21 protein-coding genes are annotated in these 19,061 nt (G+C 62.3%); 5 read left to right on the forward strand and 16 right to left on the reverse strand.

What is annotated here, in order from left to right:
- Positions 1 to 265 precede the first annotated feature (265 nt).
- Together IPP03_08930 and IPP03_08935 are read left to right on the forward strand one after the other, a co-directional pair.
- On the forward strand, positions 266 to 1,468 hold the full coding sequence (locus IPP03_08930; protein ID MBL0352769.1) for an IS4 family transposase: 1,203 nt from the start codon (positions 266 to 268) through the stop codon (positions 1,466 to 1,468).
- A gap of 266 nt (positions 1,469 to 1,734) precedes the next feature.
- Entirely contained in the window at positions 1,735 to 2,202 is a 468-nt protein-coding gene (locus tag IPP03_08935; protein ID MBL0352770.1) for a DUF1499 domain-containing protein, read from the forward strand.
- 72 nt (positions 2,203 to 2,274) lie between these two features.
- On the opposite strand, the gene IPP03_08940 is transcribed toward IPP03_08935, so the two are convergent.
- From IPP03_08940 to IPP03_08985, 10 genes are read right to left on the reverse strand one after another with little or no spacing between them, the layout of a single operon-like run.
- Positions 2,275 to 2,697: a nuclear transport factor 2 family protein gene (locus tag IPP03_08940; protein ID MBL0352771.1), complete on the reverse strand. Its 423-nt coding sequence runs from the start codon at positions 2,695 to 2,697 to the stop codon at positions 2,275 to 2,277.
- 1 nt (position 2,698) lies between these two features.
- The gene (locus IPP03_08945) at positions 2,699 to 3,454 is read right to left on the reverse strand and encodes an SDR family NAD(P)-dependent oxidoreductase (protein ID MBL0352772.1); all 756 of its coding nucleotides are present in this window, start codon (positions 3,452 to 3,454) and stop codon (positions 2,699 to 2,701) included.
- Positions 3,451 to 3,972: a DUF3833 domain-containing protein gene (locus tag IPP03_08950; protein MBL0352773.1), complete on the reverse strand. Its 522-nt coding sequence runs from the start codon at positions 3,970 to 3,972 to the stop codon at positions 3,451 to 3,453. Before IPP03_08950 ends, IPP03_08945 begins: the two co-directional genes overlap by 4 nt.
- Before the next feature lies 1 nt (position 3,973).
- Positions 3,974 to 5,194: an MFS transporter gene (locus IPP03_08955; protein MBL0352774.1), complete on the reverse strand. Its 1,221-nt coding sequence runs from the start codon at positions 5,192 to 5,194 to the stop codon at positions 3,974 to 3,976.
- Position 5,195: 1 nt separating this feature from the next.
- A complete protein-coding gene (locus IPP03_08960; GenBank protein MBL0352775.1) occupies positions 5,196 to 5,732 on the reverse strand; it encodes a chalcone isomerase family protein in 537 nt (178 codons plus the stop codon).
- Entirely contained in the window at positions 5,701 to 6,885 is a 1,185-nt protein-coding gene (locus tag IPP03_08965; GenBank protein ID MBL0352776.1) for a class I SAM-dependent methyltransferase, read from the reverse strand. The genes IPP03_08960 and IPP03_08965 overlap by 32 nt, the downstream gene beginning before the upstream one ends.
- The gene (locus tag IPP03_08970) at positions 6,882 to 7,655 is read right to left on the reverse strand and encodes a DUF1365 domain-containing protein (GenBank protein ID MBL0352777.1); all 774 of its coding nucleotides are present in this window, start codon (positions 7,653 to 7,655) and stop codon (positions 6,882 to 6,884) included. The genes IPP03_08965 and IPP03_08970 overlap by 4 nt, the downstream gene beginning before the upstream one ends.
- A gap of 7 nt (positions 7,656 to 7,662) precedes the next feature.
- Positions 7,663 to 8,973 (reverse strand): FAD-dependent oxidoreductase, encoded by a 1,311-nt coding sequence (locus IPP03_08975; GenBank protein MBL0352778.1) that lies wholly within the window; start codon positions 8,971 to 8,973, stop codon positions 7,663 to 7,665.
- Between the two features lie 9 nt (positions 8,974 to 8,982).
- Positions 8,983 to 9,783 (reverse strand): GTP cyclohydrolase I FolE2, encoded by an 801-nt coding sequence (locus tag IPP03_08980; GenBank protein ID MBL0352779.1) that lies wholly within the window; start codon positions 9,781 to 9,783, stop codon positions 8,983 to 8,985.
- Between the two features lie 32 nt (positions 9,784 to 9,815).
- Positions 9,816 to 10,349: a glutathione peroxidase gene (locus IPP03_08985; GenBank protein MBL0352780.1), complete on the reverse strand. Its 534-nt coding sequence runs from the start codon at positions 10,347 to 10,349 to the stop codon at positions 9,816 to 9,818.
- A 131-nt stretch (positions 10,350 to 10,480) separates the two neighbouring features.
- On the opposite strand from IPP03_08985, the gene IPP03_08990 reads away from it, so the two are divergent.
- The 3 genes from IPP03_08990 to IPP03_09000 all read left to right on the forward strand — a co-directional run bounded on the left by IPP03_08990 (position 10,481) and on the right by IPP03_09000 (position 13,095).
- Positions 10,481 to 11,389, forward strand: a complete 909-nt coding sequence (locus tag IPP03_08990; protein MBL0352781.1) for a MerR family transcriptional regulator — start codon at positions 10,481 to 10,483, stop codon at positions 11,387 to 11,389.
- Between the two features lie 85 nt (positions 11,390 to 11,474).
- The gene (locus tag IPP03_08995; GenBank protein ID MBL0352782.1) at positions 11,475 to 11,975 is read left to right on the forward strand and encodes a bifunctional heptose 7-phosphate kinase/heptose 1-phosphate adenyltransferase; all 501 of its coding nucleotides are present in this window, start codon (positions 11,475 to 11,477) and stop codon (positions 11,973 to 11,975) included.
- Positions 11,976 to 11,988: 13 nt separating this feature from the next.
- Positions 11,989 to 13,095, forward strand: a complete 1,107-nt coding sequence (locus IPP03_09000) for a diguanylate cyclase (protein ID MBL0352783.1) — start codon at positions 11,989 to 11,991, stop codon at positions 13,093 to 13,095.
- Between the two features lie 9 nt (positions 13,096 to 13,104).
- Here IPP03_09000 and IPP03_09005 read toward each other — a convergent pair whose 3' ends face one another.
- From IPP03_09005 to IPP03_09030, 6 genes are all read right to left on the reverse strand, one after another.
- Entirely contained in the window at positions 13,105 to 14,988 is a 1,884-nt protein-coding gene (locus IPP03_09005) for a KUP/HAK/KT family potassium transporter (protein ID MBL0352784.1), read from the reverse strand.
- 347 nt (positions 14,989 to 15,335) lie between these two features.
- Positions 15,336 to 15,980 carry a TIGR04282 family arsenosugar biosynthesis glycosyltransferase gene (locus tag IPP03_09010; protein ID MBL0352785.1) on the reverse strand — a complete coding sequence of 215 codons (645 nt, stop codon included), beginning with the start codon at positions 15,978 to 15,980 and terminating at the stop codon, positions 15,336 to 15,338.
- Positions 15,961 to 16,671 carry a TIGR04283 family arsenosugar biosynthesis glycosyltransferase gene (locus tag IPP03_09015; protein ID MBL0352786.1) on the reverse strand — a complete coding sequence of 237 codons (711 nt, stop codon included), beginning with the start codon at positions 16,669 to 16,671 and terminating at the stop codon, positions 15,961 to 15,963. Before IPP03_09015 ends, IPP03_09010 begins: the two co-directional genes overlap by 20 nt.
- A gap of 13 nt (positions 16,672 to 16,684) precedes the next feature.
- Positions 16,685 to 17,407: a DUF3047 domain-containing protein gene (locus IPP03_09020; protein ID MBL0352787.1), complete on the reverse strand. Its 723-nt coding sequence runs from the start codon at positions 17,405 to 17,407 to the stop codon at positions 16,685 to 16,687.
- A 20-nt stretch (positions 17,408 to 17,427) separates the two neighbouring features.
- The gene (locus tag IPP03_09025; protein ID MBL0352788.1) at positions 17,428 to 18,222 is read right to left on the reverse strand and encodes a lipo-like protein; all 795 of its coding nucleotides are present in this window, start codon (positions 18,220 to 18,222) and stop codon (positions 17,428 to 17,430) included.
- Positions 18,223 to 18,232: 10 nt separating this feature from the next.
- Complete coding sequence (locus IPP03_09030; GenBank protein ID MBL0352789.1) at positions 18,233 to 19,057, reverse strand: DUF547 domain-containing protein; 825 nt, start codon at positions 19,055 to 19,057, stop codon at positions 18,233 to 18,235.
- Positions 19,058 to 19,061: the final 4 nt, after the last annotated feature.

The raw sequence follows: 19,061 nt of genomic DNA on the forward strand, positions 1-19,061 counted from the left end.
CCTGGCCGAAGGTTTTTGACGGCGATGGCGCAAGCGGGAGGAAGCCAGTTTTTTTGCGACGTTCCATCCTCTCTTGAGTTTTCTGAGTTGACTCGTGCTCGACGATCACTGCTCTGCTGATACCGCTTGCAGGAGCATCCAGGGACAGACCCTGAGGTTTCCCCTCATAGTTTGGCACTTATTCAATAGGTTGAAGACAAATATTCACGCGGAGAATGAGGAGTAGACTCGTTGCTTTGGGTAAATCGTCAAGGGTTGGCGGATCATGAGTGCGAAGAAGATGATAGTCGGAATGCTGGCGGGGTGTCTGTCGAGCCTGCATGTCAAATTGGCCTGTGCGGTTGAGGCGGCTGTAGGCAGTGCGCTGCGAGGTGGTCGCTTGAGCTTGAGTCAGCTTGCGCGGTCTGTGCAGTCGGCGACGTCGATGCGTCATCGAGTCAAGCGCATTGACCGTCTGCTGGGAAATACCTCGTTGCACATCACAAGGACCGAGATTTATCGTGAGGTGGCGTCACGTTGGCTGACCGATCTCGATAATGTGCGGGTGGTGATCGATTGGTCGGACGCCACGACCGATCAACGCTGGCATCTGCTGCGTGCCAGCATCGCCGTCAAGGGCCGCAGTGTGACGCTGTACGAGGAAATTCACGCGCAACGACGGTATGGTAATCAGGCGGTGCATCGTCGGTTTCTGGATTGTTTGGCGAAGCTGCTGCCCGACGGGTGCACTCCGACCCTCATCACCGATGCCGGTTTTCACTCGACCTGGTTCGACTTGGTCACGGAACATCATTGGCCGTGGATCGGACGCATCCGTGGCAAAGACAGGGTCAGTATTACCGAAGGTCCATGGAAGCGCTGCACCGAGGTTTTTCCGGATGCCACGCCGTGCGCCCAAGCCTTCGACAATGCCCGATACGTTCGTAGCCATCCGACAGACTGTCGGTTGGTGCTGGTTAAACGCGAAGCCAAAAGGCGCCACCATCACACGCGGACGGGCAAACATTCGCGCTCCCATAGCTCGATCAAGGCGGCTCGTGGTGCCAGAGAGCCATGGCTGCTGGCCTGTTCTCCAGCATTTCCAAAAGCGAGCCCAGAGACGATTATTGACCAGTACTCCCGACGAATGACCATTGAGGAATCCTTTCGTGATCTCAAGAACGAGCGGCTTGGTCTTGGCTTTAGCGCTTCGCGATCACGCTCGGGCAAGCGACTTGAGATTCTGCTGTTGATTGCTCACTTGACCCACTGGCTGATGCGCCTGATCGGCGAGTGCGCCCAGCAGAGCGGGATACAGAGGTTCTTCCAGAGTGTGCCCGGTCTAAAGCACAAAGAGATTTCAGCCATCACATTGGCTCGTCGAGTCATCGATGCCGGGCCCTCCTGGCTTAACCAAATTCGCCCGAAAGACGCTGTTCCGATTCTCCGGCACCAAGCTCAACAGGCTTCTCATATGGCATTTATATGAGGGGAAACCTCAGGAACAGACCAAGGTTTTTGGCTGTTTTGCGCGGTTGACCGTGGCAATGAGTAGAAATTTTGGTCTGTCCCGAATGGCACCAAGTTAAGGCTGTCCCCTTTTTTCGAGATTGCCGCACAAGCAACAGCCGACCATGCAACCCTGCAGCAAATCCGCTGTCTCTACAGCGTTGCCGTAACGCCACGGGAATTCACTCCACGCCTTACGCCAAATATGCCGCGACAGGAGCAATAAATGAACGCACTGGATTCCCGATGAAGTGCTGCACGCGGGTGTATTTATTGCTAGGCAGTCTGACCAGTTTTTTGGGCGTGGCGCAGGCGTTGGAAAGCGCGGTGACTGGGTCACTGCTACCGGTTGCGGAGGCTCTCTCTTGTCTTTCCCCGAGTAACTGTGTCAACTCTCTGGATGATTTGAGCAGTTTGCCACCCTTGCGATTTAACGGCACGGCGGCTGAAGGGAAAGCTGAATTGCTGGCGACGCTGGCGGCTTTCCCGGAGGCGACGGTGCACCTTGACGAGCCTTTACAGGTAGAAGCCATTTTCACGACACAGGTGGGGTTCCGCGATACGGTGTTGTTCCGGATTGACGCTGCCGGGCAACGCATAGATTTCCGCTCGAGCTCGAACTTCGGCCTGTACGACTTTGGCAAAAACCGTTCGCGGATGAAGGAATTTACGACCCGCTTCGAGAAGACGCTGGAGGGCATGCCAGGGCATTGAATCCGGCATTGCTGCGACCATAGAAACAACGGCTGGCCCTGCGGTCGACGGCAAAAAACGGCAAATTTCGGGTTATGCTGCCAGCACTCGCCGCAAACCACGCATCAGGGTGCCGATGGCGGGGAGTTTCATGTATAGCTCTTCGCCCGTATCCCAGTAATCGCGGTGGTAATTGACCTTGCCGTCGGCAGCGAATTTGAGGTGCGAGACCCCGCGCATGCCTTGCGTTTCGCCCTTGCCCCACAGCTTTACCCGGAAACTGAATTCCCAGATCAGCATGGCGCCGTGTTCATCGACCACTTTCTCAGTGACGATAAAGCGTGGCTCGGCGACTTGTTTGAACATGTGGCTGAAGATGCGCTGGACGGCCGCGACGCCGCGCACTTCGTTGAACGGGTCCTTGAAGTAGGCATCGGCGCTGTAGAACTCGGGGAAGCGGACGACGCTTTCCGGCGACAGTCCGTGGAAGAAATCGATCAGTGCATCGGGGTTCATCTCAATTTCCGGTCAGGCGGCGGACAAGGGGGAAATACAGGCCATAGGGCAGGAGCGCGAGAAACTTCATGACGCGCGTGAAACGCTTCGGAAAGTGGATCTCGAATTTGCCCGTTTTCAGGCCGTCGACCGTGGCCAGCGCCGCCTCTCCGGGAGTCAGCAGGGCGGGCATGGCGAAATCGTTTTTCGCGGTGAGCTGGGTCGCAACGAAGCCGGGGTTGACGACCCAGACGCCGATCCCTTGCGGCGCGAGATCGAGGTGCAGGCATTCGGCGAAGTGGATCAGCGCCGCCTTGCCCGGCCCGTAGGCGAGCGCCTTGGGCAGGCCGCGGTAGCCGGCGACACTGGCGACGAAGACGATGCCGCCGCCGGCCCGCAGGTCGGGCAGGACCGTCGCGGCGAGGCGCATGGCGCCGTTGAAATTGACGGTGACCACCCTCTCGGCAACCGCCAGGTCGAAGTCCGCAGCGCGCATCGGCACGTAATCGCCGGCCAGATAGATCACCAGGTCGATGCCGCGCCAGGCCGCAAGCAGGCTCGCACGAGCAGCGGCAAGACTGGCCGTGTCGGTCGCGTCGCAAAGCAACAGCAAGGCATTTTCGATGGCCAGTGCCCGCAACTTGTCGACACTGCGCGCCGACAGCGCCAGGCGGGCGCCGCGCCCGGCCAGTTCCCGCGCCAGTGCGGCGCCGATCCCGCTCGACGCGCCGACCAACCAGACGCGCTTGCCTGACCAGTCAGTGATTTTCGGATTCATCGCTTAACGAAGGTCAGGGTCACTTCGCCGAGATCGAAGCCCCACTTGCTCATGTAGGAGCGGTTGAGCATCACCTTGTCGTCCATCAGGAACATCCAGTCGTCCAAATCGACGTTGTACACCTTGCCGTCGACCGGCAGCGCCAGCACATAACGCCAGCGCAGCGCATTGCCGGCGACCTCGCCAATGGCCTCGCCGACGACATCGTCGGCCTTGCCGCGGAAGGTGCCGTCCGCCTGCTTGGTGAGGGTCCAGACGCGGCGCGATGTGGTGCCGTCCGACCATTTGAAATGCTCGTCGAGGACGCCGGTATCGCCCGTCCACTTGGCGTCGATGACGACATGGAAGCGCTTCTGTACTTCACCGGAGCGCCCTTGGAACATTCCCCAGGCGTCGAGCGTGCCATTGAGGTAGGTCTTGAGGTCGAGGGCCGGTTGTTCGGCGCGGTACTGTTCGACCCCGGACGAGGCGCAGGCGCTCAGGCCGAGGGTGAAGGCAGCGGCAAGCAGAAATTTCATGTCAGATCTCCAGGGAATGGCGCCAGCGCCAGAGCAGCAGGCCGGCGAGCGCCTTGAAGCCAAGGGGCAACAAGGCATAGGCAAAAGTGAGCGCAGCCAGCCCACCGCCGCTGCCCGGTACGTAGCCGAGCAGCGCCAGAAACGGCAAAGCCAGCCCGGCGGCCAGTGCCAGGTTGAGCTTGGCAAAGAAATTCCAGACGCCGAAGCAGGCGCCCGCCTGCCCCTGGCGCTCGCCGAGATCGGCGGCAATCGCGGCGGGCAACGCCAGATCGGCGCCGAGCGCCAGGCCGGAAGCGATGCAGATGGCGGCGAAGGGCCAGAGGTCGCCGCTCCCGAGCAGCGTGGCGCCGGCGAAGGCGATGATCGCCAGGAGCATCGCCCCCAACCAGGCGGTGACGCGGCCGTAGTGCGCTGAAAGCTTGACCCAGAGCGGCAGCGAGGCGGCGCCGGCGACGAAGTACAGGGCCAGCAGCGGGCCGCTCGCCTTCTCCAGGTGCAGCACGTCGGCGACGAAAAAAAGGAAAAGCGTCGCCGGCAGCGCGGCGGCGATGCCGTTGGCGACGAAGACGCCAAGCAGGCGACGGAAGGCAAGGTCGTTTATTACCTGGCGCAGGCTGGGCAGCAGGGGCTGACTCGGCGCCTGCACCGGCTGCCCGGCGCCGACCCGGCTAAACGTCGTGGCGGCCGCGATCAGCAGCAACGGCGGCAAGACCCAGGAAAGACGCCTGATACCCTCGTCGAGATCACTGGCCAGCAACCCGGGCAGGGCGGCGGCGAGGACGACACCGAGCAGCCCGAAACCCTCGCGTGCCGCGGTCAACCGGGTACGCTGGGCGGAAGTGTTGCCGACATCGGCGCCCCAGGCCTGATAGGCGACCGACGCCGCCGAGAAGCCGAGGTAGGTCAGTGCCAGCGAGCCGGCCAGCCACGAAGCCGCATGGTTGGCTGGCGGGTTGAGCAGGGCGACGAAGCCAGCGGCAAAGGGGACGAGGGCGAGCGCCACCATGGTTGGGCGCGGCACGCGATCGGCGAGCCAGCCCAGCCACGGGTCGATTCCGGCATCGAGCAGCCGCGTGCCGAGCAGGATGGCGCCGAGCAGTGCGAGTTGCATGCCGGCTACCTCGGCATAGAAGCGCGGCACATGAACATAGATGGGCAGCGCCGCGAAGGCCAGTGGGAGACCGAGCAATCCGTAAGAGAAGGTGCGTACGGCAGTCGTCACCTCAGGAGTCCTGACGCTTGAGCAACGCGGCGCGCAGATCGGGCGCGCTGGTTTTGGCGTCGAGCCAGATAGCGAAGAAGGCCCGGGCGAAGGCAGGGTCTTCGATCGTCCCGATGCTGCGGTCGTTGAAGAAGAAACGCGCCTCATCCGGAAGCTGTATGCCGAGGATATGGTCGCCGGGACGGACATCGGGAAAAATCCTGAGCATCTGTTCGCCCCAGCCCCTGAGTCTGGCCTCGTCGGCAACGCCGAGGTTGCGAATCTCCTTGACGCTGGCCTCGGCGATGTCGCGACCACTGATGTTCCGCTTGTAGGTCAGCTTGAGCGCCAGCGGCGGGCGCAGCGGGTCATCGCCACTGGCCCACAGCGTCGCCTCGTACACCAGGAAGCCCAAGCGGCGGAATTCGCCGCTACCCCAGCGCCGGAAGCCGGCGGTCGGCGCCTCTGCCGCGCTCATCGCAAGACTGGCCAGCGGCCACGCGGCGAGGCCAAGCAGCAGGCGGCGCCTAGTGATGGGCGAGTTCAAAATGGACGACATCGATGTTCCCGGCGAGGAAGCCTGCCTCGCAATAGCAGAGATAAAGGCGCCAGAGGCGGCGGAAGTGCTCGTCGAAACCGAGCGCGGCGATTTGCGGCCAGTTGGCCTCGAAGGCACGGCGCCATTCGCCCAGCGTCCGCGCGTAATCGGCGCCGAACGCATATTCCGAACAGACCGCCAGCCCCTGCCTGGCAGCGGCGGCGCGGAAGGCGGGGCGCGACGGCAGCATGCCGCCGGGGAAGACGTACTGCTGGATGAAGTCGGTGCCCCTGCGGTAATCGGCGAACAGGTCGTCGCGGATGGTGATGCTCTGGATCACCGCCCGGCCGCCCGGCTTGAGCGCCTTGGCGATGGTCTGGAAGTAGGTCGGCCACCAGCGCTCACCGACCGCTTCGAACATTTCGATCGAAACGATGTTGTCGAACTGCTCGCTCGTGTCGCGGTAATCCTGCAGCCGGAGATCGGCTTGCGGCACCCGCTTGCGCGCCCATTCGAGCTGCGCCGGCGACAGGGTGAGGCCGGTGACATGGAGACCTTCCCGAGCGGCAATCTCGGCGAATCCGCCCCAGCCGCAGCCGATTTCCAGCACGCTATGCCCCGGGCCGGCATGCAGGCGGCGCAGGATGCGGTGGTACTTGGCGCGCTGCGCCGTCTCCAGATCGCCCGAATCGACATTGCGGTAGAGAGCGCTCGAATAGCTCATGCCGGGATCGAGCCACAGCTTGTAGAAGTCGTTGCCAAGGTCATAATGAGCCATGATGTTGCGTTTGCTGCCGGTCCGGCTGTTGCGGTTGAGCCAGTGGCGCAGGCGCGCCGCAACGAGGTTGCGCCAGGAACCGTAGACCGCCTCCTTCAACACCTCCCGGTTCCGGGTCAGCAGCGTCAGCAATCCGCTGACGTCGGGTGAATCCCAGTGGCCGTCGAGATAGGCTTCGGCGAGACCGATGTCGCCACGGGCCAGAACCTGACTGAACATCGCTTCGTCATGCACCTGCAGGGTGACGCCGTGCTCTCCCGACCCGAACAGGCGGCTGGAACCGTCGGGCAGGCGCACTTCGAGCATCCCGCCGACGATCCGTTCGAGGAGGGCGAGAACCAGGCGGGTATCGCGGGCTGGGCTATCGCCGCCGCGCAGAATCATCGTGTCATTCATTTTTGTGATTCCCGAAGGGGTTGGTGTTCATGGGAAGAGTGCGCGCCGATGAAAGGTACGCCCTTGATCCAGAGCTTGAGAGCCTGCCAGTGGATGCGGAAGACAATGCCGGCAGTCAGCAGAGGCATACGCAGGAAAGCGCCGAGCAGGGCGCGGGTGGACCAGGCGGTGGACTTGCCCGAGACCGAGGTCAACAGCAACTCACCTTCTGCATCGTCGTAGTCGATGCGGGCGACCGGACATTCTCTTTGCAAATAAAAACGGAAGCGATAGCCACCCTCGATCTCGCAGAAGGGCGAAACATGAAAGGTCTTGCTCGCTGCCAAGACCTGCCCGTCGCGCAGCGGCGCGCCATCCGGACTGTGCAGTAGATAACTGTGGCGACCACCGAATGTATTGCTGACCTCGGCGAGTACGGCGATCAGTTCGCCGTCGCGGTTGCGGCAAAACCAGAAGGTGACCGGATTGAAGACGAAGCCGAACACCCGCGGGAAGCACTGCAGCACGATGTCTCCATCGTCCGGCAGACCGTGCCGGCGCAGCAGCGACCGGATCCACGGCAACAGCGGCGAACCGTCGCGTGGCCCGTGGTCCTTCTGGTGGAAACTGAGCAGGTTGTTGCGGTCGACCGAGAAAAACGGGCCATTTGCGGAAGCCAGATCAGCCACCGGCAACTGGACGAAAAAGACCGGATAGCTGAAGGCATTGACCACCGGGCGTAGCCGGCGGTGAAACACCTGACCAATCAGAAGGCGGGGAAGAGTAGGCATCGTGATCTCAGGCACTCGCCAGTTCGCGGGCGCGCGGCGTGACGGCACCCTGCCACGGCGCGTCGATGCCCATGCCGTTGGCGACGCGCAACGCCGACTTGAGGCCGTCTTCGTGGAACCCATAACTGCCCCAGGCGCCGGCCAGCCAGATGCCGCCCTCACCCTGCGCATCGGCAAGTTTTTGCTGGGCGGCGATGGCCGCACCGTCGAAGATCGGGTGGGCGTAGTCGAATTCGGCGATGACGCTAGCCGGATCGGGCTCGCGCACCGGATTGAGGGTGACGACGACCGGCGTCGTGAAAGGCAGCGGCTGCAGGCGGTTTATCAGGTAAGAAACCGCAACCGGTTGCGCGCCCGGCGCACCGCTGCCGGCCGCGTAGTTCCAAGCCGACCAGAGTTTCTCGTCACGTGGCAGCAGGGCGCGGTCGGTATGCAGGACGGCGCGGTTGGCCTGATAGCGGATCGCCGCCAGCACATCGCGCTGCGCGTCGCTGGCCGTGAAGCCGAGGATGGCGAGTGCTTGGTCGCTGTGGCACGCCAACACCACCTGATCGAAATGCTCGCTGCCACCACCATGAGTCACGCGCAATCCGGCAGACTCGCGGGTCACCGCGCTCACCGGGCAGGCGAGACGGATGTCAGCGAGCTGGTGGGCGATCCTGCGCACGTACTCGCGGCCACCGCCCTTGACGGTACGCCACAGCGGACGATCGAAAACCTGCAGCAGGCCGTGGTTCTGGCAAAAGCGGACAAACGTGGCGAGCGGCGTGGCGAGCATCTGCCCGGTGGGGCAGGACCAGATCGCGGCGGCCATCGGCAGCAGGTACCACTCGGAGAATGCGGAAGAATAGCGGCCCGCGCTCAGGAAATCGCGCAGACTGCGGTTGTCCTCGGGGTGCGAAAGCAGCCAGGCGACACTTTCGCGGTTGAAACGCAGGATCTCGGAAAGCATGGTCCAGAACTGCGGACGCACCAGGTTGCGCTTCTGTCCGAAGACGGTGGCGAGGTTGCTGCCCGACCATTCGATGTCGGGGTTCTCGAGGCTGACCGCGAAAGACATTTCGGTCTCGACGCTGTCGACACCGAGCAGGGCGAACAGCGCAATCAGGTTCGGATAGGTCTTCTCGTTGAAGACGAGGAAGCCGGTATCGACCGGGTGCGTCTTGCCTTCGAGCGTGACGTCCACGGTGTTGGTGTGACCGCCGAGGTAATTGGCGGCCTCGAAGAGTGTCACGTCATGCTGGCGGCCAATCAGCCAGGCGGTGACGAGACCCGAGATACCGGCGCCGATGACTGCAATACGTTGCCTGTCTTTCATGATGGCCTCCTATTCGTTGGAGCCGACAATTTCGGCATAGGCGGAATGGTTGTGAATCGACTCGAAGTTTTCCGAAGCGACTTTCCACTCGGCGATGCGCGGCTCTTTCATCAGGCGCAGCGCGATGTCGCGCACCAGATCCTCGACGAACTTCGGATTGTCGTAGGCGCGTTCGGTCACCCACTTTTCGTCAGGGCGCTTGAGCAGGCCGAAAACTTCGCAGGACGCCTCCTCCTCGGCCAGGCGCACCAGTTCCTCAATCGCCATCGACGACCGCAGCTTCGCTTCCAGCGTAATGTGCGAGCGCTGGTTGTGGGCGCCGTAGTCGGAAATCTCCTTCGAACAGGGGCAGAGGCTGGTCACCGGCGCCGTCACACGCAGAGTCAGCACGGAGTGTCGCCCTTCCGGCCTGTCGATGATCAACGTGACATCGTAGTCGAGCAGACTCACGACTCCGGACACGGGCGCCGTCTTGCGGATGAAGAAGGGAAAGGCGAGTTCGATGCGGCCGCTCGACGCGTCGAGGCGCAGCAGCATTTCCTCGAGCATTGCGAACAGGCCTTCCTGCGTCAGCGCACCGCGACGCCCTTCGAGCAGTTCGACGAAGCGCGACATGTGGGTGCCCTTGACCTCGGGCGGCAAACCGACCGTCATCGTCAGGCTGGCGACGGTATTCAGTGTCTCGCCACTGGCCGTTTCAAGGTGCAGCGGGTAGCGCAGCCCCTTGACGCCAACGTTCTGGATCACCAGGCGGCGGCTATCGGCGGCCGACTGGACGTCAGGGAGGAAAAAGTGTTCGGGTGCGTTCATGGCGGTGACTCCTTAAGGTTCAGGCGATCGTTCTATTTGAGAAATTCGTCGATCTTCTTCAGCAGATCCCGGTCATCCGGTTTCGTGAAGCTGGAATACGCGGCGACCTGCGTGCCATCCCGATTGATCAGGTACTTGTGGAAATTCCATTTCGGCGTGCTGCCGGTGATCTCGGCCAGTTGCCGGTACAGTGGGTTGGCCGCGCCGCCCTTGACTGTCGTCTTGGCCATCATCGGAAACTCGACGCCGTAGGTCAGGCGACAGAAATCGGCGATTTCCTTGTCGCTGCCCGGCTCCTGATCGCCGAAGTCGTTCGACGGAAAGCCGAGAACGACCAGCCCCTTGTCCTTGAGCCGCGCGTAGAGCTTTTCCAGCCCCTCGTATTGCGACGTAAATCCGCAGAAACTCGCCGTATTGACGACCAGGATCACTTTCCCGGCGTACTGACAGAGTGAAACCGGCTTCGCGTCCTGCAATGGGGGGAAGGAGTGGTTGAGCAAAGCCGGGCACTCTGTAGCGGAAGACACCGGCACGACTCCCAGCGTCAGCAATCCCGCGACCAGCATGGAATGTTTCAGTTCTTTGATCACGTTGAACATTTCCTAATTTTGTCCTAGACAATTACACGTTTCATGGCTACTATAAGCACCAATGACCTGATTGTCAACGGTTTGTCTAACATTTGTTCAGGACAAAAATGAATAATCCAAATTTCAACATTGCCGCTGTCGAACGCGATACGGGTCTGTCCAAGGACGTTTTGCGCGTCTGGGAGCGCCGCTACGGCTTTCCCGCCCCCGATCGCGATGACCACGGCGAACGTAGCTATCCCGCCGAACAGGTTGAACGTCTGCGGCTGGTCAAGCGCCTGATGGATGCCGGGCACCGGCCCGGAAAACTGCTTTCCACCCCCCCCGAGGAGTTGAACGCGCTGGCTCCACGGCGCCCGGAACCGCCTGCGGTGATCTCCGGTGCCACCAACCCGGCGGACCTCGGGGATCTGCTGGCCTTGATCAAGCAACATGATGGCGCGGCGTACCAGCAGGCGATGCAGCAGCGGCTGGCCCGGCAAGGGCTGGACCGCTTTGTCCAGGACACTGTCGCCCCGCTCGCCCGCCGCGTCGGCGAAGCCTGGGAGGACGGCAGCGTCGAGGTCTTCGAGGAGCATCTATTCACCGAGATGACCAAGCGCGTCCTGCGCCAGGCGATCGCCAGCCTGCCCGGCGGCATGCGCGGCCCGCGCATCGTCCTCACCAGCGTGCCGGAAGAACCGCATGTCCTCGGGTTGCTGATGGCCGAAGCCTTGTTCGCGCTGGAAGGCGCCGAGTGCATCCCGCTCGGCACGCAGATGCCGCTGCTCGAAATTGCTCGCGCCGCCGCCGCCCATCGCGCCGAAATCGTTGCCCTCTCGTTCTCGGTCGCCTTCCCGAAACGCCAGATTCCCGGCCTGCTGCAACAGCTGCGCATGGTCTTGCCAGAGACGGTGGCGCTGTGGGCCGGCGGTGGCGGCGTCAGGCGCCTACCTTCTGTCGCGGGGGTGGAGTTGCTTGATTCACTCGAGCATTCCCTTGCGGCCCTCGAATCTTGGCGACGGAAGCGGATGTAATCCTCCCCAATTGCGAAAACACCAAGGTGGGGAAAAGACCCTATAGAATGCAAGCTTTTCCGAAGCTACCCGCGATCTGGTTGAAGTGGACTATCCCGCACCCGAGTTCGAATCGAAAATCTGCCCTCCCGAGCAGTTGACCGCGCGCGTCGTCGACCTGGCGCGCCCTCTCGTGTTCACCAACGGCTGCTTCGACATCGTGCACCGCGGCCACGTCACCTATCTGGCGCAGGCGGCCGCCCTTGGCTGCGGCATGGTGGTCGCGCTCAACTCCGATGCCTCGGTCAAACGTCAGGGCAAGGGCGACGAGAGGCCGGTCAACACGCTCGCCGACCGCCTGGCGGTGATCGCCGCGCTCGGCTGCGTTTCACTGGTCACCTGGTTCGACGAGGACACGCCGCTGCGACGCATCATCGAATGCCACCCCGATATTCTGGTCAAGGGCGGTGACTGGCCACCGGAGAAGATCGTCGGCAGCAAGGAAGTAGCGGGCTGGGGTGGTACGGTGCATTCGATCCCCTTCATCCATCAACGGTCCACGACGGCGCTGCTGGAAAAAGTGCGCCGCAGCGAGCCAATGGGGTGACTCCCTGACGACCATGTTCAGCGAAACACCGGCCGAGCATCTGTTGCAGCCGCATGAACGCGCCAAGATATTTCTCGTCATCGGGATTCCGATCATGACCGCCTACGGGGTTGCCGCGCTGCGCAGCGGAAGCTGGCCTCTGCTAGGACTGATCGTTGTCAACATCGTGGTCATCTGCGGAAGCTATATGGCATTGCTGCTCGGGTATCTCCGGACATGGATGGTCCGCCCCGGGATGGCAGCTTTCGCGGCGCTGGTCATCTACCTGGTTGCGCATTCCGGTGAAGAGCACAGCCATGCCCTGTGGTTCTTCTCGTTCCCGGTTGTCTCGGTCATGCTCCTGCCGCCGCGTGAAGGCATTGTCTGGTCATGCCTGAGTATCGCGTCCGCCACCGCCATCATGGTTCTGGGCGGTCCCGAGACCGGGACCAGTGCCTACTCCGGAGCCTTCACCGCCCGTTTCGCGATCACCGCCATCCTGATTACGGGCGGCATGTTCTGGTCGGAGGTCGCGCTGCGTCGCTACCAGGAAGAAACGGGCGCACGGAGGAGCGCCATCGAGTCCGAAAGCACTCGCCTGAAAGCGGAAATCACGCGGCGCGTCTCGCTCGAGGTCGACTTGCGCGTGCTCGCCTCGACCGACCCTCTGACCGGCCTCATCAACCGGCGCGCCTTCATGGACCGGTTCTCCCACGAACTGCTGCGCAGCCGGCGCCACGGCCCGGCGCCGACATTGCTCATCCTCGAAATCGATCACTTCAAGAAGATCAATGACCGCCATGGCCACCCGGCGGGAGATACCGTACTTGCGCACCTCGGGCATCTGCTCAACAGCAGCCTGCGCAACGTGGACATCGTCGGCCGCATCGGCGGCGAGGAATTTGCCGTCGTGCTGGTCGAAACCAATGCCGAAATGGGGCAACCGGTCATCGAACGTCTCCTCGACCGGATTCGGGAAACCACCGCCCTCCTTGCAGACGGAACGCCGCTGCATTTCACGGCCAGCATCGGCAGCACCGAAATCCTCGGCGACGACACCATCGACACGGCGATCCAGCGAGCCGACGAAGCCCTGTATACAGCCAAGAACAGCGGCCGCAACCGCCACTGCCAGCGCTAGGGTGCCGCCCTAAAGGGTGACCTGGGCACCCAGTTCGACGACCCGGTTGCACGGAATCCGGAAGAAGGCTGTCGGCGAGCCGGCATTGCGGTACATGGCGACAAATATCCGCTCCCGCCAGAAGGGCATTTCCGAATGGAATTTGGGCAGCAGCGTCTCGCGCCCGATGAAATAGGTGGTATCAAGCGCGTTGAACTCGAGGCCGGAATTCGCGCACAGCGCCAGCGCCAGCGGAATGTCCGGCTCGTCCTTGAAACCGAAGTAAACGCTCACGCTCCAGAAGTTGTCGCGCAGTTTCCTGACCTTGACGCGGCTGCTAACCGGCACCCGGGGAACATCGGAGAAATGGGCGGCAACGACCACCACCCGCTCGTGCAGCACCTTGTTGTGCATCAGGTTATGCAGCAGCGCATGCGGCACGGCTTTGACATCGGCATTGAGGAACACCGAGGTTCCGGAAACCCGGTTCGGCATCGATGCCGCGAGCGATTCCAGAAACATCGAAAGCTCGAGGCGTTCACTCCTGATGCGCACCGAGTGCAGCAGACGCCCCTGTTTCCAGGTCGCCATGGCGATGAAGATCGCGATGCCAGCAATCAGCGGGAGCCAGCCGCCCCGAGAAACATGGCCAATGTTCGCGACCAGGAAGAGCAGTTCGATCGCCAGGAAGCTTCCGAAAATTCCGCCGGCCCTGGCCCATCCCGAATGGCGAGCAAGCACTGCGGCAGCGAGAAGGGAGGTGACCATCAGTTCTCCGCTCACCACAATTGCGTAGGGCGCGACGAGGTTCTCCGATCTCCCGAAACCGAGGACGAGAATCGTCACTGCCAGCAACAACCCCCAGTTCACCGCCGGCAGATAGAATTGCCCCTCGTTCGCGGTGTGCTGAACCTCCATGCGGGGCATGAACCCTAGCATCATCGCCTGCCGGGTCAGCGAGGAGGCGGCGGAAATGACCGCCTGCGAGGCAATCGCGGAAGCCGCCGTGGCCAGGGCGATCAGCGGGTAGAGCGCCCAGCCGGGCGCCGAAAGGAAGAAGGGATTCCTGGCCGCCGCCGCATCATCCAGCATCGACGCGCCCTGGCCAAGGTAGTTGAGCACGAGTGCCGGCAGGACAAGAAGGAACCATGCGCCGCGGACAGGCTTGTGGCCGAACTGGCCCATCCCTGCATGGAGCGCTTCGGCGCCGGCGACGACGAGCACCACGCTGCCCAGCGCACCCAGGGCCAGCAACTGGTGATCGATCAGGAATCCGAGCGCATGCACCGGGTTCAATGCACTCAGGATGGCCGGGTGCGCGACGATATCGTTCACGCCAAGCAGCGCCAGGGAAACGAACCAGAGCAGCATCACCGGCCCGAAGAATCCGTCGACCACGGCTGTGCCGTGGCGCTGAACATAGAACAGGATAAACAACACCGCCAGCGCGACCGGGATCACGAGGGGTTCGAGGGCCGGGGTTGCCACCTGCAGACCCTCGACCGCGGAGAGAACCGAAATCGCCGGCGTGACCATCCCGCTGGCGAAGAACATCGCCGCGCCAACGATGCCGGTGACCACGACCGCCCTCCCCTCCCTGGTTTTGCTGTGGACGGCGCGCAGCGCCAGCGTGATCAATACCATGATGCCGCCCTCTCCGGAGTTATCCGCGCGCATGACGAAGGTCGCATACTTGAGCGAAACGATGATGATCAGTACCCAGAAAAACATCGACAGGCTGCCGAGGATGTTCGCTTCATTGACCGGAATCGGGTGGTTCCCGGCAAACACCGCCTTCAGCGCATAGAGCGGGGCCGTGCCGATGTTGCCGAAAACGCCGCCCAGGGCAGCCAGTGCCAGCAAGGCTGTCTGCTTGCCGGTTGCATCGCCGGACTCCAAGTCACTGCTGCTCATCAATCCCCCCTGAATCAACGGCACCCGGAACGCCATACGCAATCCGGACGCGCCAGCCATCACCAGGTGCTGCCTGGAAACCCTGTGCGAGCAAACGGATATGCGATAAACCCATGGCCTTGCCATTCCAGCCGGGCCCCTCAAGGGCGACGCGGCGATTGTACCCGCTCGCCTCGCTCCGGGTCATCAAACCCGCGATCGCAAAACACTCCGGTGCCAAAAAGCCCGCGCCCGCGGATCGATCGTTCGCATCCCGCCCTCAACCGCTGCCTCGGCCCGGCTCCGCTTAAAAAGCCAGGGTGCGGCGAGGCATGATCACGCCACGACCAACACTTTCTCGAATCCAGCTATCTCCCCGGTAGAAAATCATCCGGAAGGAGAGCGCCCAGGCGCTCAAAATCCTCCTCGCGGTCGACATCCCACAAAGATGGCAACTCGCTCCACTGCCAGCCAGTTTCCAACAGACGCTTGCGGGTCTGGGTCATCACCTTCGCGCTACCCCAGTTGATGCCGGCGAACACTCGCCGCGACGGCTGGCGCATGCCGATCAGCACATAGCCGCCGTCTTCGGCCGGAATGACGACGGCCTGATACGCGGCGAGCGCTGCAGCCGCTGCCTGCAAATGCGCGGGGCCGAGCGCCGGGCAATCGGTGCCAATGACCAGCGTGCCGCCGGTCACCGGTGACTCGGCGAGCGCCTGATGCATGCGTTCCCCGAGGTTGCCTTCGCTTTGCTGGCGCAGGGCGATCCTCCCGCCGACAGCGAGGTCGACGAATGCTGGGTGGGCGGTATCAGGTGCGCACCACAGCGTGACCGGGCCGAGATTGGAATCCAGCGCTGTTGCCACCGTGCGCCGCAGCAGCCAGTCTTGCAGCGTGGCGGCGCCGTCGGCACCGAGGTAAGGAATCAGGCGGGTCTTGGTCAGGCCGGGAATCGGCGCTTTGGCGAGGATCGCGATAGCGACGCTGGCATTATTGTTGGCGTGGGACATAGCCGTACTCGTGGGCCAGATCGTTCGGGTTGGCGCCAAGGAAGAAACGCAGGCGGAGCCACCACATCGTCAGGATGGTGCGCAGCACGCCATGTTTTTCCCAGCGCCGGCCGGAGGTGACGACCTTCTCCGCCAGGCAGGCGGGACGGGTGAGGGCGCGCATTCGGCGCGAGAAATCGATGTCTTCCATCAGCGGAATGTCGGCGAAGCCACCTGTTGCGGTGAACGCCGTTTTGGTCACGAAAATGGCCTGGTCGCCGGTGGCGATGCCGGTCAGGCGGGAGCGCCAGTTCATCATGAACGCGACGAGGCCGAGGCCGGTCGTCTGGCCCTCGATTTTGATATCGAAGCGGCCCCACGTCGCACCCTGGTCGATGGCCCCGGTAATCAGCAGTGGTGCCGGTGACGGCAGGCGGGTGTCGGCATGGAGGAACAGCAGAACCTGACCGTTGGCGACTGCGGCGCCGGCATTCATCTGGCAGCCACGGCCTCGGGGCGCGTTGACCATCTGGTCGACATGGGGAGCCGCCAGTTGCACGGTGTCATCACTGCTGCCGCCGTCGACGACGATGATCTCGGTGCCGAGCCGACGAAAATCCTGCAACGACTGCAGCAAGTCCACGATCCCGACGGCCTCGTCGAGGACCGGGATGATGATCGAGAGTCGCGGCGGCTTGGGCTGGGCTGTCATGTTCACTGTTGCCTCAGTCCCCCGATGGTGCGGGGCATTCCTGCGCGCTGGCCACGAAGCGGAAATCGGCGAAGCCGGCATGCGCCTCCTCACCGGTGTTGTCGGTGTCCGTGGCGAGAGCGAGGCCGGTCAACTGTCCCTTGCTGCCGGGAAAGGCACGCTGTAAATCCTTGCCGACATCGCGGCGCTCCTGCACCCAGGCGCCCGCCTGGCCGGCACCGGTACGCAGCACCAGCATGCGGGTGCGGTCGGTGTAGGCGTTGTCTTGCAGCGTACCGACCGGGTGCTTGTTGTCCCAGACGTAGTTGAGCGCCGCATCCGGCACCTGATCGCCGTAGATCGAGCGGGCCAGCGCCAGTTTGGCGCGTGTGCCGAAACTCAGCTCGTCGCGCGGCAGCGAAAAAGTCAGATAGACTCGCGCCGCGTAATCGTCGCCGGCTTTCGTACTCATGTCCGCCGAGGCAACCGGCGCATCGACACGCCATTGCCAGCACAAAATCGGCGTCTTTTTCAGGTCGACCGTAACGCTTCGCCCGAACAGCGCCATGCTCTTCTTCGCCTGCGCCTCGATACCGACCACCCCGTCCCAGCGCCGTACGGCGTAACGGGTGGGCGGAAATTTTTCGCTGAGGCGCTCGATCTTCCACGGCACCGGAACGGCGGCATCGGATTCGCTGAAGCGCCCGACCCAGAGCGGATCCGCAACGCCTACCAGGGGCAGAATCAGGCCGACCATGCCGAACAAGAAGCTGAAATTCAAGTCACCTCCTTGTTTAGCGATGCATTGGGCGTCTGGTCGCCCCAAGTTAACCGACGATAATCGAATCCCTGCTCCAGGGTCGGCTTGACCACCTGAAAATAGGGCGAGACATCGAAATCCCGGGGGACGAACAAGCTGTGATCACGAATCCTCAGAATTTCGTCGACACAGCCCGAACAGTCCACCCGATAGGCCGAAGGGGTTTCGATGTCCGGCAGGATGGGGTAATGCACCGATTGAAAGCACTGAGCGATCAGAGTCGAACAAATGGCCTGGGTCGGGTCGCCGCTGCCCAGGGCCAGCATGCGTCGCCGCCAGCGATGTGGCACTGGCGGAGTCGGGATCAGAAAACGAACCAGGTCGACAACGTTTTGCAGGTCGTACTGATGGCCCACCTGGGCCAGCGCATAGTCGATGATGTGCTGCACGTCGTCGGCCGTCAGACTCACCGGCCGACAAATGCGGCTGTGCAGGCCGGCGAATTGGGCAAGCCCGACCAGGCGAACGCCTTCGACAATGTCAGCTTCGACAAAGCAATGATTCGGGCAACCCGCGCGGTAATCGCTTGGTGGTGTGCCAATGTAGAGTGCCGCATGGGACCAGGTGGATTGAGTCAGGTATTTGATCGCCACGCTCACCCGGGAATGCCCTTCAACCAGCAGCACATCGCCTGGTTGCAAGGTGGCTTCCAGCAGTTCGGAGGGCGTTACCGGCGAACTGTCATGGACATGGGTAGGCTGCGTCAGCCAGCGGCCGAGCCAATTGCCCAGTTTTCGCGTCATACCGTTCATACGTCCACCTTTAGCGACTACCTCCGCGCGCTACATCATTCAGGCGCCAATCGTAATCGAGGAACTCCAGTTTGTAGCTTCCCTGGCGAATGCGCTCCCGGTCTTGCGGCGCTTTGGCCAGTTGTTCAGCATTGCGGGCAAAGGTCGTCTTCAGCGAGTCGAAGCCCTGATGGCCCTGCTCGAAGTCCTTGCCGTACCAGTCGAAGATCTTCGATACCTGCAATTGCCCGCTGGCGGCAGCGAAGCGGTTGCGTGACGGGTCGGCCAGAAAACGACGCAGGCTATCAGCCAGTTGCGAATCCAGCTTTTCCGCCGTGAAGGCTTCGGCGCGTAACATCGGACAACCGATCGAGGCGCAGACCACGGCGACGTGGATACGCGGATCGTCAAAGGCCCCTGGGGTACGGATCATGCCGTGTTCGATATCATCAAGACTGCGCTCCTGGCCGAACAGGGGGATGAATTTCTTCTTCCAGGGCGACTGGAAAATCGTTCCAATGTCCTTGATCGACTTGAGGTCAGGATATTTGCTCAGTACCAGATCGATGGTCCACGCGTTGTAAGCATTGATCAGGAAAGCGAGGCGCTGGGGCTTGGTCCATTGTCTGTATTCGCTCTCGGAGACTGCTGAAACCGATTCCAGGTAGGCTTTTAGCGGCACTTTGTCGGTCGCCATGCCCTGGTAATCCACTCGGCTCGAATGACCATCTGCGGCTACCCTGACGTGCTTGACCAGCAGTGCGCTCCAGTCGCGGTAGGTATGATCGAATGCCCACGATGGCAAAGTCGTCAGGATCAGTGCTGCCGCCAGGCAGTATTTTTGCAATGAAAACATTGTA

Origin of the sequence: Candidatus Dechloromonas phosphoritropha, assembly GCA_016722705.1 — a bacterium.
In the GTDB taxonomy this organism is placed as follows: Bacteria; Pseudomonadota; Gammaproteobacteria; order Burkholderiales; family Rhodocyclaceae; genus Azonexus; species Azonexus phosphoritrophus.

What these genes read in the sequence shown, in the direction of transcription:
- IPP03_09010 (MBL0352785.1), bottom strand. Translation starts at nt 15,980, where the DNA reads ATGTCCCACGCCAACAATAATGCCAGCGTCGCTATCGCGATCCTCGCC.
- IPP03_08960 (MBL0352775.1), bottom strand. Translation starts at nt 5,732, where the DNA reads ATGTCGTCCATTTTGAACTCGCCCATCACTAGGCGCCGCCTGCTGCTT.
- IPP03_08950 (MBL0352773.1), bottom strand. Translation starts at nt 3,972, where the DNA reads ATGAAATTTCTGCTTGCCGCTGCCTTCACCCTCGGCCTGAGCGCCTGC.
- IPP03_09030 (MBL0352789.1), bottom strand. Translation starts at nt 19,057, where the DNA reads ATGTTTTCATTGCAAAAATACTGCCTGGCGGCAGCACTGATCCTGACG.
- IPP03_08970 (MBL0352777.1), bottom strand. Translation starts at nt 7,655, where the DNA reads ATGCCTACTCTTCCCCGCCTTCTGATTGGTCAGGTGTTTCACCGCCGG.
- IPP03_09005 (MBL0352784.1), bottom strand. Translation starts at nt 14,988, where the DNA reads ATGAGCAGCAGTGACTTGGAGTCCGGCGATGCAACCGGCAAGCAGACA.
- IPP03_08965 (MBL0352776.1), bottom strand. Translation starts at nt 6,885, where the DNA reads ATGAATGACACGATGATTCTGCGCGGCGGCGATAGCCCAGCCCGCGAT.
- IPP03_09025 (MBL0352788.1), bottom strand. Translation starts at nt 18,222, where the DNA reads ATGAACGGTATGACGCGAAAACTGGGCAATTGGCTCGGCCGCTGGCTG.
- IPP03_09000 (MBL0352783.1), top strand. Translation starts at nt 11,989, where the DNA reads ATGTTCAGCGAAACACCGGCCGAGCATCTGTTGCAGCCGCATGAACGC.
- IPP03_08975 (MBL0352778.1), bottom strand. Translation starts at nt 8,973, where the DNA reads ATGAAAGACAGGCAACGTATTGCAGTCATCGGCGCCGGTATCTCGGGT.
- IPP03_08985 (MBL0352780.1), bottom strand. Translation starts at nt 10,349, where the DNA reads ATGCTGGTCGCGGGATTGCTGACGCTGGGAGTCGTGCCGGTGTCTTCC.
- IPP03_09020 (MBL0352787.1), bottom strand. Translation starts at nt 17,407, where the DNA reads ATGGTCGGCCTGATTCTGCCCCTGGTAGGCGTTGCGGATCCGCTCTGG.
- IPP03_08980 (MBL0352779.1), bottom strand. Translation starts at nt 9,783, where the DNA reads ATGAACGCACCCGAACACTTTTTCCTCCCTGACGTCCAGTCGGCCGCC.
- IPP03_08940 (MBL0352771.1), bottom strand. Translation starts at nt 2,697, where the DNA reads ATGAACCCCGATGCACTGATCGATTTCTTCCACGGACTGTCGCCGGAA.
- IPP03_08945 (MBL0352772.1), bottom strand. Translation starts at nt 3,454, where the DNA reads ATGAATCCGAAAATCACTGACTGGTCAGGCAAGCGCGTCTGGTTGGTC.
- IPP03_08990 (MBL0352781.1), top strand. Translation starts at nt 10,481, where the DNA reads ATGAATAATCCAAATTTCAACATTGCCGCTGTCGAACGCGATACGGGT.
- IPP03_08930 (MBL0352769.1), top strand. Translation starts at nt 266, where the DNA reads ATGAGTGCGAAGAAGATGATAGTCGGAATGCTGGCGGGGTGTCTGTCG.
- IPP03_09015 (MBL0352786.1), bottom strand. Translation starts at nt 16,671, where the DNA reads ATGACAGCCCAGCCCAAGCCGCCGCGACTCTCGATCATCATCCCGGTC.
- IPP03_08935 (MBL0352770.1), top strand. Translation starts at nt 1,735, where the DNA reads ATGAAGTGCTGCACGCGGGTGTATTTATTGCTAGGCAGTCTGACCAGT.